We start from the raw sequence: 12,587 nt of genomic DNA, 5'->3' as shown, positions 1-12,587 counted from the left end.
CATGTACGTCCCTTCGATCCGCTTGCGAGGAAGTTCTGTCACTGTATGCAAGCGTGCCGAGCTATGGCGAAGTTCCCGGCCGGGCTGCCTCGTACGAGCGGACTTCGCGGTGACCTCGTCCGGGCCCTGGGGAGGGTCGCGGTCGGCGTTGTCAGTGGGGCGGGCCACAATGGTCCGCGAAAGACCCGAACGTTGATCCCGCATCGGCAAGCAGCAGGACGCAAGCGAAGGAGCCGCAGCCGCGATGGCCCGCCGTAGCACGAAGACCCCGCCGCCGGACGACTTCGAGGAGAGGATCCTCGACATCGACGTCGTCGACGAGATGCAGGGCTCCTTCCTTGAGTACGCGTACTCGGTCATCTACTCCCGCGCCCTCCCGGACGCCCGCGACGGCCTCAAGCCCGTACACCGCCGCATCCTCTACCAGATGAACGAGATGGGGCTGCGCCCCGAGCGCAGCTACGTCAAGTGCGCCCGTGTCGTCGGCGAGGTGATGGGTAAGCTCCACCCGCACGGCGACGCCTCCATCTACGACGCCCTGGTGCGGATGGCGCAGTCCTTCTCCATGCGGCTGCCCCTGGTGGACGGCCACGGCAACTTCGGCTCGCTCGGAAACGACGACCCGCCCGCCGCCATGCGGTACACCGAGTGCAAGATGGCCTCGGCGACCTCCCTGATGACGGAGTCCATCGACGAGGACACCGTCGACTTCGCACCGAACTACGACGGCCAGGAGCAGGAGCCGGTCGCCCTGCCGGCCGCCTACCCGAACCTCCTCGTCAACGGCGCGTCCGGCATCGCGGTCGGCATGGCGACGAACATGCCGCCGCACAACCTCGGCGAGGTCATCGCCGCCGCCCGCCACCTGATCAAGCACCCGAACGCGGACCTCGACACGCTGATGCGCTACGTGCCGGGCCCCGACCTGCCGACCGGCGGCCGGATCGTGGGCCTGGGCGGCATCCGCGACGCGTACGAGTCCGGGCGCGGCACCTTCAAGATCCGTGCCACCGTCGCGGTGGAGAACGTCACCGCCCGCCGCAAGGGCCTGGTCGTCACCGAACTGCCGTTCGCGGTCGGCCCCGAGAAGGTCATCTCCAAGATCAAGGACCTGGTGGGCGCGAAGAAGCTCCAGGGCATCGCGGACGTCAAGGACCTCACCGACCGCGAGCACGGCCTGCGCCTGGTCATCGAGATCAAGAACGGCTTCAACCCGGAAGCCGTCCTGGAGCAGCTCTACAAGCTCACGGCCATGGAGGAGTCCTTCGGCATCAACAACGTCGCGCTGGTGGACGGCCAGCCGCTGACGCTGGGCCTCAAGGAGCTGCTGGAGGTGTACGTCGACCATCGCTTCGACGTGGTGCGCCGGCGCAGCGAATTCCGCCGCACCAAGAAGCGCGACCGTCTCCACCTGGTCGAGGGCCTGCTCACGGCCCTGGTCGACATCGACGAGGTGATCCGCCTCATCCGCTCCAGCGACAACAGCGCCCAGGCCAAGGAGCGGCTGATGGACCGCTTCGCGCTGAGCGACATCCAGACGCAGTACATCCTCGACACCCCGCTGCGCCGCCTGACCAAGTTCGACCGCATCGAGCTGGAGTCGGAGCGCGACAGGCTCAAGGCGGAGATCGAGGAGCTGACCAAGATCCTCGAATCGGACGCCGAGCTGCGCAAGCTGGTCTCCGGCGAGCTGGCCGCGGTGGCCAAGAAGTACGGCACGGACCGGCGCACCGTCCTGCTGGAGTCGGCGGGCGCCCCGGTGGCGGCGGTGCCGCTGGAGGTCGCCGACGACCCGTGCCGGGTGCTGCTGTCCTCCACGGGCCTGCTGGCCCGTACGGCCAACGGCGAGGTGAACTTCGACGCGGAGGCCAAGCGCGTCAAGCACGACGTGATCGTCTCGGCGGTGCCGGCCACCACGCGCGGCGAGGTGGGCGCGGTGACGTCCACCGGCCGGCTGCTGCGGCTCCAGGTGGTCGATCTGCCACAGCTCCCGGACACCATCGCGGCGCCGACCCTGTCGGGCGGCGCGCCGGTCTCCGAGTTCCTCAGCCTCCAGGACGGCGAGACGCTGATCTGCCTGATGACGCTCGACGAATCCTCACCGGGGCTGGCCCTCGGCACGGAAGCGGGCATCGTCAAGCGCGTGGTGCCGGACTATCCCTCCCACAAGGAGGAGTTGGAGGTCATCACCCTCAAGGACGGCGACCGCATCGTGGGCGCCGCGGAGCTGCGTACGGGCGAGGAGGACCTGGTCTTCATCACCGACGAGGCACAGCTGCTCCGCTATCCGGCCGGCCAGGTACGGCCGCAGGGCCGGCCCGCGGGCGGCATGACGGGCATCAAACTGGGCCCGGACGCGAAGGTCATCTTCTTCTCGGCCGTCGACCCGGCCGCCGACGCCATGGTCTTCACCGTCTCCGGCTCGCACGGCACGCTCGACGACTCGGTCTCCACGGCCAAGCTCACCCCCTTCGACCAGTATCCGCGCAAGGGCCGGGCGACCGGTGGCGTGCGCTGCCAGCGGTTCCTGAAGGGCGAGGACTGCCTCTCCCTGGCCTGGGCCGGCGCCGCGCCGGTGCGGGCGGCGAACGCCAAGGGCGTCCCGGTCGACCTGCCGGAGCCGGACCCGCGCCGGGACGGCTCCGGCGTCCCGCTGACGAAGCCGGTCAGCGCGCTGGCCGGGCCGGTGTAGCGGGCGCGGGCGCGGTGCTGCGCCCGGGACGGTGATACGGGTGGCGACGCCTCCGGGACGGCTGGGGCCGGGCCGGAGGCGTCGCCGTACTCGTCGCGCCCGTCGGGGCATCGGGGCGTCAGGCCTGTCGTGCTGTTTACGGGGGCTCGGTGTCCGGACGGGGGCGTGGGCTGCGGCTACCGGTCGTCGGGCTCCTCGGCTGATCCGGCTCCTACTGATCCGGTTCCTGCGGCTCCGACTCCTGCGGCTCCGACTCCTGCGGCTCCGACTCCTGCGGACCGGCGAAGTCGTCGGGCTCGCCGGGTTCACCGGACGCACCGGGCTCTCCGTTGGACGGTACGTACCGGAGTACGCCCCACATGCTGTTGACGTCGGCGCGCTCCGGGCCCGTCTCCCGGCAGTCGGTCAGCTCCTTGCGTACCGCCGCCGTATCGATCCCGCTGCCGATCAGGACGAGCTGGGTGCGGCGCTCCTCGTCCGGCTGCCACGGCGAAGGATAGAAGCGCAGAAAGTCGCCGACCGCGTGCACGGCGAACTTCTGACGGTTCTCCGGCACGTCGAAGTGGACGAACCCCTTGATCCGATAGAGGCCGGCGGGCCTGCTGTCCAGGAAGGCCATGAGCCGGCGCGGGTTCATCGGCTCGTCCGACTCGAATGCGACGCTCTCGTAGGCGGCGTGAAGATGCTGCCGGTGGCCGTGGCCGTGGCACCCCGGTCCGTGCTCGCCGCACGCGTGTTCCCCGGCCGCTTCTCCGCCCGCTCCGGCCTCCGCCTGCGCCTCCGCCTCGGCCTCCGCTTCCGCACGGAACAGGTCCTCGAAGGACAGCTGACGGACCGCCTCGTCGTCCGCGTCGCGCGGCTTGCGGTCGAAGAACAGCTCCGGGTCGATCCGCCCGTACGCGGCGGGCACGACCGGCGTCCCCGGGCTCAGCTCGGCGAGGGTCTCCAGCAGTGACCGCTGCTCCGCCTCCCCGATCCGGTCGGCCTTGTTCAGCACCACCAGATCGGCGATGGCCACATGCCGGTCGATCTCCGGATGCCGGGCTCGGGTGGCCCCGAACTCCGCCGCGTCGACGACCTCGGCCAGCCCGCCGTAGACGATCCGGTCGTTCTCGCTGGCCAGGATCATGCGGATGAGTTCCTGCGGCTCGGCCAGACCGCTCGCCTCGATGACGATGACATCGATACGGGCCGACGGCCGGGCCAGGCGCTCCAGGTACTCGTCCAGCTCGCTGGTGTCGACGGCGCAGCAGAGACAGCCGTTGCCCAGCGAAACCATCGAGTCGACCTGCCCGGCCACCGTCATGGCGTCGATCTCGATGCTGCCGAAGTCGTTGACCACCGCTCCGACGCGGCTGCCGCCGCTGCGGCCCAGCAGATGGTTGAGCAGGGTCGTCTTGCCGGAACCGAGGAATCCGGCGAGCACGATGACCGGAATCTGTCGCGGGGCCTGCGGGGCCAAGGGGGCGCCTCCATCGTCGTACGTCGGTGTCGGCGGCGCGCCGTCGGTCCGGCACGCCGTCAGTTCAGCGCGGCGGGTACCGGCTGCGGCGGGGGCGGACCGACATAGCGGGCCGCCGGGCGGATGATCTTCGAGTCGTCCGCCTGTTCCAGGATATTGGCGCTCCACCCGACCACCCGGGCCGCACAGAAGGTGGGAGTGAACATCTCACGCGGCAGGCCGCACAGCTCCATCACCACACCCGCGTAGAACTCGACATTGGTGTGCAGTTCCCGGCCGGGCTTGAGCTCGGCGAGCAGCGCCTCGACCCGCTCCTCCACCTGCACCGCGAAGTCCACGAGCGGCCCGCCGAACCCCCGGGCGACATCGCGCAGCATCCGCGAACGCGGGTCCTCGGTGCGGTAGACCGGGTGCCCGAAACCCATGATCCGCTCCCCCGAACGGACCCGTTCGCGGATCCAGGCGTCGATACGGTCCGGGCTGCCGATGGCGTCGAGAGCATCCAGCGCCCGGCTGGGCGCGCCGCCGTGCAGCGGCCCGGAGAGCGCGCCGACCGCCCCCGCCAGGCAGGCCGCGAGGTCGGCGCCCGTGGAGGCGATGACGCGGGCGGTGAACGTCGACGCGTTGAAGCCGTGGTCGACGGTGGAGATCAGGTACCGCTCGATGGCGCTGGTGCGCGCGGGGTCGGGCTCCTCGCCGGTGAGCATGTACAGATAGTTGGCGGCGTACGAGAGGTCGTCCCGCGGCTCGACCGGCTCCAGGCCGCGTCCGATGCGGTGCAGCGCGGTGAGCACGGTGGGGACCGCGGCGCATGCGGCGAGCGCGTCAACGCCACGCTGCCGGGTGTCGATGTCGTAGAGAGGCTGGAAGTCCGCTGCCGCCCCGAACAGGGAGAGCGCGGTACGCAGACCGGCGAGCGGACCGCTGCGGGCACTCGCACGGGCGATACCGGGCAGTGCGTCCCGTACGGCGTCGGGCAGATGACGCAGCGCCACGGTCTCCGCCTCGAAGGCCGCGCGCTGCTCCGCGTCCGGCAGGTACCCACGGAACATCAGGTGCCAGACGTCCTCGAAGGAACGACTCTGCGCAAGCTCCACGGCGGAGTACTGCCGGTAGTGGTAGAAGCCCTCCCCGCCCCGCACATCCCCCAGCTCGGTCTCGGTGACGATCACTCCCGCAAGCCCACGGGGCGCGTCGAACGTCGCACCGGCCTCGGCAATCGACATGGCAGTCCTCCCTGTCTTTCCTGGGCGTTCCCCATTGATCCGACTGTCTATTCTGGACTGTATCGCTGTCAATATTGATTGAATCAATATGAGTACAGGGCCAATCGATAGGGTGGACGGCATGGCGGAGCACAAAACGGATGATGGCGGGGGCGCTGAGGAGGCCGGGGGTGGCGCGGCTGCAGGGCCTGGCGACGACGCATGCGGCGGTGACGGTCTCGGAAAGGCCCACGGCGGCAAGGGCGGCGCGCGCGATCTCGGAGGCGCCGATGGCGGCAAGGACGGCGAGGACGCCGGAAGTCTCGGCGGAGGTACCGGCATCGGCGGCGGCTCCGGCGAAGGCAACGGTGGCGCCGCCACCGGCGCCGGTGGCACTGGCGGCCCCGGAGGAAAAGACGGCGATGCCGGCGGACATGACGTCAGTGGCGGTGGAGGCACCGGCAGCGCAGCGGGCGTCAGCAGTGAAGGAGACATCGGCAGCGAAGTAGGCAGCCCCCCAGAGAGGACCGGCGGCGAGCGGCGGCTGTCCACCAGGGAAGCGGCCGACCGGCTCGGAGTGAAGCCGGAGACGATCTACGCATACGTCAGCCGCGGCCAGCTGACCAGCCGACGGGCCCCCGGCGGCCGGGGCAGCACCTTCGACGCCGCGGAAGTGGACGCCCTCGCCCGCCGCGGCGCCCGCCGCGAGCCGCCCGCGGGCAGCGGCGACCTGGCCCTCCGTACCGGCATCACCCTCATCGACGCGGACCGCTGCTACTTCCGCGGCGTGGACACGACCGAGTTGGCCGACCACTACGGCTACGAAGAGGTCGCCGAGTGGCTCTGGACCGGCGTACTGCGCCCCGGGACCCACTTCACCGCACCGGAGGAAGCCCTCGCGGCCGCCCGACGGGCAGTCGACGCACTCCCCGCACACAGCGGCCCGATGGACCGGCTGCGCGTCGCGGTGGTGGCGGCGGCCTCCGCCGACCCGTTGCGTTTCGACCTGTCCGAGGACGCCGTCCTGGGCACGGCGCGCGCCCTCATCCCCGTACTCGTCGACGCCCTGCCCCGCCTGGAGAGCGGTACGGACCGCACCTCCTCCCCGATCGTCCGCCGCCTGTGGTCACGCCTCACCGCACAACATCCTGACGAGGCGTCACTACGAGTGCTGGCCGCGGCACTCGTCCTCCTCATCGACCACGACCTGGCCGCCTCCACCCTGGCCGCCCGGGTGGCCGCCTCCGCGCGAGCCCACCCGTACACCGTCGTATCGGCCGGTTTCGGCGCCCTGGACGGCCCACTGCACGGCGCCGCGAGCAGCCTCACCCACCGTATGCTCCAAGAGGTACTGGAACGGGGCAGCGCGGCGGCCGTGGTGGCGGACCACCTGCGCGCCGGACGCCGGGTACCCGGCCTCGGCCACCGCGTCTACCAGGGCGAAGACCCCCGCGCCCGCGCGCTGTTCCGGCTCCTGGAGGACGTACCCCAGGCCGGCCCAGCACTGCGGGCCGCACGCGAAGTGGCCGCCACGACCGCCCGCCACGCCACGCTGCACGCCAACGTCGACCTCGCCCTGGGCGTACTGACCGTCTCGTCCGGCATGATCCCCGAGGCCGGCGAAACCGTCTTCGCGGTGGCCCGAACCGCCGGCTGGATCGCCCACGCGCTGGAGGAGTACGACGAACGCCCCATGCGCCTGCGCCCCAGCGGCCACTACACAGGCCTACGCCCACCACAGCCCCTACCGTGACCCACCCAGAAGCATCACCCCCCAGTAGCGGCTCCCCCGGCCCGGAGGCGCAGTCCAGGGTGCCTTCGGGCTGCAGGTGAACAGGGCGGCGGTGTCCTCGTCATGGCTGCCGGCCGGTGGCGGTTCTGCTGTTTGCGATCTTTCACGACTGCCCTTCAGGAGCTGCACCCCGGCAAAACAGATGCCCCGGACTGCACGACGACCTAATGCGTGATCCCGGCCGCTGTCTATTACCTGGCCGTTGTACGGCCACACCTTCGGGAGGACTTGATGGTTGCGGACATAGTCGGGACTTGGGTGGCGGGCTGGGCCGTGTCCCGGCGGACGCCCCCGCCCGTCGAGAAGCCCTGGGGGTTCTATGTCGAGGTGGCCGGCAACGCCGACGAAGTGGGACGCCATGTCCTGCCCGAGGCCGAGGAGTTGTCGATCCGCAGCGCCACGGCCTCGGTCTCCGAGCCGCGGACTTGGATGAAGATGCCCGCGGAGCCGGAGGACATCGAGCCCTGGCTGCCCCAGGGGTGGGCCTGGAAGGAGAGCGGCCACCTGATGGCCGTTGACCTGATGGCCACGGATCCGGTCGCGCCTGAGGGGTACACCGCGACCGTGGAGACCATGGGAGCCGTCACCTACGCTCGGGTGCTGGATGCGGCGGGCGAGCAGGCGGCCCAGGGGCAGATGGCGTCCCTCGGGGGAGCTGCGGTCGTGGACCGGGTGGTGACCGAGGAGGCCCATCGGCGGCGTGGGCTGGGCGACTTCGTGATGCGTACGCTTGCCGACCGCGCCCTGGAGGAGGGCGCGGTCCTCGGCGTTCTCGGCGCGACCGACGCCGGGCGCGCGCTGTACGAGACGCTGGGCTGGAAGAAGCACGCGACGCTGGCGGAGTGCGTCTACCGGCCCTGAAGCAGGAGCATTGGCCGTACGCGGGGGTGGGCGGAATCCCCAGAGCCCCAACGGCCTCCGGGCAGTCGCCGCTCCGGCCTTCACACAACTGCGGTCAGGGCCGTCTGCCCCCACCCGGTGCTCATGGCACGGGATGCCGAGCCCAGCCACGACGTCTGGGCTCCGCCTCCGCGGGCGGGGCAGGCTGTGGCGTGCCAGTGATCCACTTCGGCCGATCGGTTCGCCCGCCATGCCCGTCCGCGCTGCCTGCCCGAAGAGCCTTGAGCGCCGCCGAACGCGTGCTGTTGAAGAAGATGGCCTACGGCCACGAGACCAAGCACCAGCTGCGGGTGCGGGCGCCCAGGTGGTGCTCCACGGCGCTCGCGGACGCTCCAACGCGCGCATCGCCCGGGAGACGGTACTGCACCTGGACACCGCGCGCCGCCGGCGAGGCCGGTTCGTCCAGGAGGGCTTCCCCGGGATCAAAGACCGCAGAGGCTGCGGCCGTCCCGCCTCGTTCACACCACTGCAAGCCGCCGAGGTCAAGGCGCTGGCCTGTCGGCTGCGCGCCGAGACCGGGGTGGCGAGGCGTGTCCCGGGGACGCCCGCCCCGAGCGACAACCGCAAGCGCCCCATCGGCGAAGTAACCCGATCCTCAATTCGGTTCGGCACCCACCCCGCTCGACTCCCTGTACGTCTCCCGATCCGCGCGTCTCCGGTCCCCGCTGCACGCGGTTTCGGTTCGGGATTCCCGTCGCTCCGGGGCAGGTTAGGGTTACCTATGTGAGCACGTGCGCAACCGCTTCCCGCGATGCCGCCGAGCCCGTCGCGGGCACTTCGGCCACCGCCCGGACCTGGCTGCTCGTCGAGCAGACCGGGCCCTGGGGCACCGAAGCGCTGACCGAGAGCCACCTCGACCCTCGCATCGGCCGGGCCCTGGAAGCGGCGGCGGACAACACGGGCGTACGCGTGGCCCTCGTCCGCCGGCCGGGCCGGCACGCGGACTGTCACGGGGCCCCCGCCCGCAGGGCTTTTCTCGCCCACACCGCACCCAGCCACTCCTGGATCCGGACCACCTCCGTCGCCGACCCGGAAGCCCTGCTGCACCTCGACTTCGCCCGGTTGGGCGCGGGCGAGCACGGTGGGCTCTGGGATGCGTATGACGGTGAGCCGCTGGTCTTCGTCTGCACCAACGGCAAGCGGGACCGCTGCTGCGCCGTCCTCGGACGTCCGCTGGCCTCCGAACTCGCCGACAGCGGCACCGAGGCGTGGGAGGTCACCCACATCGGCGGTCACCGCTTCTCCCCCACCCTCTTCGTCCTCCCGTACGGCTACGCCTACGGGCGGGCTTCCGCTCCGCTGGTCAAGGAGGCCGTGGCGTCGGCACGGGACGGTCGGATCCTCCTGGACCACTGCCGTGGCCGCTCGACCTGGGAGCGCCCGGCGCAGGCTGCCGACCTCGCCGTTCGCGAGCTGACAGGCGAGGACCGGGCGGACGCGATCGACGTCGTGCACAGCGAATCCGTACCGCCTCCTGACCGCGACGGTGATCACGCGGACGAGACGACGGAAGGGCTTCGCCGCAAGGACACCACTGCGGCGGCCCCGATGCCCCCGGCGGCCGCCCGCCACGAGGAGCCCGCCCCCACCTGGGTCGTCACCGTCACGCACAGCGACGGCCGGTCCTGGCTGGTCACCGTCCAGCAGCGCGCCGACGGCACCTCGGCGCCGGTCAGCTGCGGTTCTCCGCTCGGCACACCCGCCCGGATGGCCGTGCTCTCCGTACGCCCGCTCAACTGATCCAAGCGTTTGACCGCACCCTCTGCGACCTCTGCGGATCCGTCGTTCTCCGTACTCTCCGCCTTTTCCGCATCTCCCGAGCCCTCCGCGGCACCTTCCAGCCCCGCCCGCCGCCTTCGCCCCCATGACGCCCTCCTTGATCCGAACCGGTGGAACTCCCCGCCGACCGCCGGCCCCTCCATCGCTAGCGTTTGGTAACTCTCTGTGACTCTCCGAGGTTAACCACGCCGAGGAAGCTCGCGAAAGCCCTGTGGACAACTGCCTCGCCACTTGCCCACAGGCGCCTCGGCCACCCCGCCCACGATCTCCGCGACTACCGAGCCACACCCCGCCCCGCTTACTGTTCGTTCGTATGAGCGAAAAGGCCGAGAGCGGCGGGCCGCCTGCCGCGCTGTCGACGCTGCGTGCCGTGCTGTCGGCGCTGCGTCTCCGCGTGGGCTGGCCGCGCCGCGTCTTCGCGCAGGTGCTGCTGATGCAGCTGGCCATCGCCGCCGGCGTCACGGCGCTCGCCACCGGCCTCTTCCTCGCTCCGCTCAGCGCCCAGCTCGACGACCAGGCGATGCGCCGCGCCTTGGCCATCGCCCAGACCACCGCCGCCGAGTCACGTCTCGACGACGCGCTGGAAAGCTCCCGCCCGGGCCGCGGCGGCCCCGTCCAGAACGAGGCGGAACGGATCCGCCGTGCCACCGGAGCGGAGTACGTCGTGATCATGGATACGCACGGAGTGCGCTGGTCGCACACCGATCCGGACGAGATCGGGCGGCACGTCTCCACCGATCCCCGTGGCGTCCTGGCGGGCCACGAGGTCATGCAGATCGACGAGGGCACTCTGGGCCGCTCCGCGCGCGGGAAGGTGCCACTGCGGGACGAAGCGGGGAAGATCGTCGGCGCCGTCTCGGTCGGCATCGCGTACGAGAGCGTGCAGCAGCGGCTGCTCAGCACCGTGCCCCAGCTGCTCGCCTACGCGGGCGGGGCGCTCGCCGTCGGGGCGCTGGCCGCCTACCTGGTCGCCCGACGTCTCCAGCGCCGTACGCATGACCTGGCCTTCTCGGACATCTCCGCACTGCTCACCGAGCGCGAGGCGATGCTGCACGGCATCCGGGAGGGTTTTGTCGCGCTCGACGCGCACGGCCGTATCCGTCTGCTGAACGACGAGGCGCAGCGCCTGCTGGACCTGCGTTCCGAGGACACCGGCCGCCCCTTGGCGGAAGCGCTGCCGCCCGGCCGTACCGCGGAAGTGCTCTCCGGGCGGGTCAGCGGCGCCGACCTGCTCACCGTCAGCGGGCAGCGCGTCCTGGTGGCCAACCGGATGCCGACCGACGACGGAGGGGCCGTGGTGACGTTGCGCGACCGTACCGAGCTGGAGCGGCTGGGCCGTGAGCTGGACGGCACCCGGGGGCTCATCGACGCCCTGCGCGCCCAGGACCACGAGCACGCCAACCGCCTCCACACTCTGCTCGGTCTGCTGGAACTGGGGCTGCACGAGGAGGCCGTGGAGTTCGTGACCCAGGCGGTGGGCGTGCACCGGGCGACGGCCGAGCAGGTCACCGAGCGGGTGCACGATCCGTTGCTGGCGTCCTTGCTGGTCGGCAAGGCGACGGTCGCCACCGAGCGCGGCGTCTCGTTGAGCATCGCGCCCGGCAGCCGCCTGCCGGACCGGGTGGTGGATCCGCACAGCCTGGTCACCGTCCTGGGCAACCTGGTCGACAACGCGCTGGACGCCACGGCAGGCAGCCCCGGGGCGTGCGTGGAGGTCGAGATGCGCGCCGAGGACCGCACCGCGGTCGTCCGGGTCCGTGACAACGGACCCGGAGTGCCGGAGGCTCGGCGCGCGGACATTTTCACCGAAGGCTGGACGACCAAGGAACCCCCTGCTCACGGGCAGCGCGGGATCGGCCTCGCACTCGTACGCCGCCTGGCCGAACGGTACGGAGGCACCGCCGAGGTGACCGGGAGCCCCGGCGGTGGCGCGGAGTTCACCGTCACGCTCCCTGATGCGCTGTCCGACGCGCTCTCGGAGGAGATCCCGGGCGGTGGCGCCGATGCGGGCGCACGCGCCCCGGAGGGACGTAGGCGCGACGGCCGTGGTGACGGCTCAAGAGGCGCGCGATGATCGACGTACTGGTCGTGGACGACGACGTACGGGTCGCCGAGATCAATGCCGCGTATGTCGCCAAGGTCCCGGGTTTCCGCGTCAGCCGCCTCGCCCACTCCGCCGCCGAGGCCCTGGACGCCCTGGAGGCCGCCTCCGTCGATCTCGTCCTGCTGGACCACTACCTGCCCGACGAGACCGGCCTCCAGCTCGTCGCACGGCTACGGCAGCGCGGCTTGCAGACCGATGTGATCATGGTGACCGCGGCGCGTGACATCGTGACCGTCCACGCGGCCATGCGTCACGGGGCGTTGCAGTACCTGGTCAAGCCGTTCACGTTCGCCGGTCTCCGCTCCAAGCTGGAGGGTTACGCGGCCCTGCACCGCACCTTCGAGGGCGGTGGCCAGGCCGAACAGTCCGAAGTCGACCGGCTCTTCGGGGCGCTGGGTGCCGTCAACGCCGGCCCCGCGGAGCTGCCCAAGGGGCATTCGACGGCCACCGCCGACCGGGTGCGGTCCGTTCTGCGCTCGGCGGACGCGCCGCTGTCCGCCCAGGAGGTGGCCCGGCAGGCGGGCCTGAGCCGGCAGACCGCGCAGCGCTACCTCAAGCTTCTCGAACGGGCCGGACGGGTCCGCCTCAGTCTCCGGTACGGGGAGACCGGCCGCCCCGAACACCGTTACGTCTGGGTCTGACGGCCGGGCGCC

At 71.3% G+C, this 12,587-nt stretch carries 8 protein-coding genes; 6 read left to right on the top strand and 2 right to left on the bottom strand.

What is annotated here, in order from left to right; all coding sequences use genetic code 11:
• The first annotated feature begins 244 nt into the window (after window positions 1-244).
• Window positions 245-2,692: a DNA gyrase/topoisomerase IV subunit A gene (locus JXZ78_RS15685; protein ID WP_030021204.1), complete on the top strand. Its 2,448-nt coding sequence runs from the start codon at window positions 245-247 to the stop codon at window positions 2,690-2,692.
• A gap of 211 nt (window positions 2,693-2,903) precedes the next feature.
• Here the strand turns inward: JXZ78_RS15685 and JXZ78_RS15680 are convergent, their stop codons facing one another.
• A complete protein-coding gene (locus JXZ78_RS15680) occupies window positions 2,904-4,154 on the bottom strand; it encodes a CobW family GTP-binding protein (RefSeq protein ID WP_238783136.1) in 1,251 nt (416 codons plus the stop codon).
• Between the two features lie 59 nt (window positions 4,155-4,213).
• The gene (locus tag JXZ78_RS15675; protein WP_030021202.1) at window positions 4,214-5,380 is read right to left on the bottom strand and encodes a citrate synthase/methylcitrate synthase; all 1,167 of its coding nucleotides are present in this window, start codon (window positions 5,378-5,380) and stop codon (window positions 4,214-4,216) included.
• Between the two features lie 472 nt (window positions 5,381-5,852).
• Here JXZ78_RS15675 and JXZ78_RS15670 point away from each other — a divergent pair, with 472 nt between their 5' ends.
• The 5 genes from JXZ78_RS15670 to JXZ78_RS15650 all read left to right on the top strand — a co-directional run bounded on the left by JXZ78_RS15670 (window position 5,853) and on the right by JXZ78_RS15650 (window position 12,575).
• Window positions 5,853-7,112 carry a citrate synthase gene (locus JXZ78_RS15670; protein WP_030021201.1) on the top strand — a complete coding sequence of 420 codons (1,260 nt, stop codon included), beginning with the start codon at window positions 5,853-5,855 and terminating at the stop codon, window positions 7,110-7,112.
• 270 nt (window positions 7,113-7,382) lie between these two features.
• Entirely contained in the window at window positions 7,383-8,012 is a 630-nt protein-coding gene (locus JXZ78_RS15665; protein ID WP_030021200.1) for a GNAT family N-acetyltransferase, read from the top strand.
• Between the two features lie 762 nt (window positions 8,013-8,774).
• Complete coding sequence (locus tag JXZ78_RS15660) at window positions 8,775-9,791, top strand: ferredoxin family protein (RefSeq protein ID WP_030021199.1); 1,017 nt, start codon at window positions 8,775-8,777, stop codon at window positions 9,789-9,791.
• Between the two features lie 472 nt (window positions 9,792-10,263).
• On the top strand, window positions 10,264-11,904 hold the full coding sequence (locus tag JXZ78_RS15655) for an ATP-binding protein (protein WP_078624377.1): 1,641 nt from the start codon (window positions 10,264-10,266) through the stop codon (window positions 11,902-11,904).
• Window positions 11,901-12,575 carry a DUF7342 family protein gene (locus JXZ78_RS15650; protein ID WP_030021197.1) on the top strand — a complete coding sequence of 225 codons (675 nt, stop codon included), beginning with the start codon at window positions 11,901-11,903 and terminating at the stop codon, window positions 12,573-12,575. The genes JXZ78_RS15655 and JXZ78_RS15650 overlap by 4 nt, the downstream gene beginning before the upstream one ends.
• The last annotated feature ends 12 nt before the right edge of the window (window positions 12,576-12,587 follow it).

It is taken from the genome of Streptomyces monomycini, assembly GCF_022271435.1.
In the GTDB taxonomy this organism is placed as follows: domain Bacteria; phylum Actinomycetota; class Actinomycetes; order Streptomycetales; family Streptomycetaceae; genus Streptomyces; species Streptomyces monomycini.
This window is presented reverse-complemented; position numbering and strand designations above follow the sequence as displayed.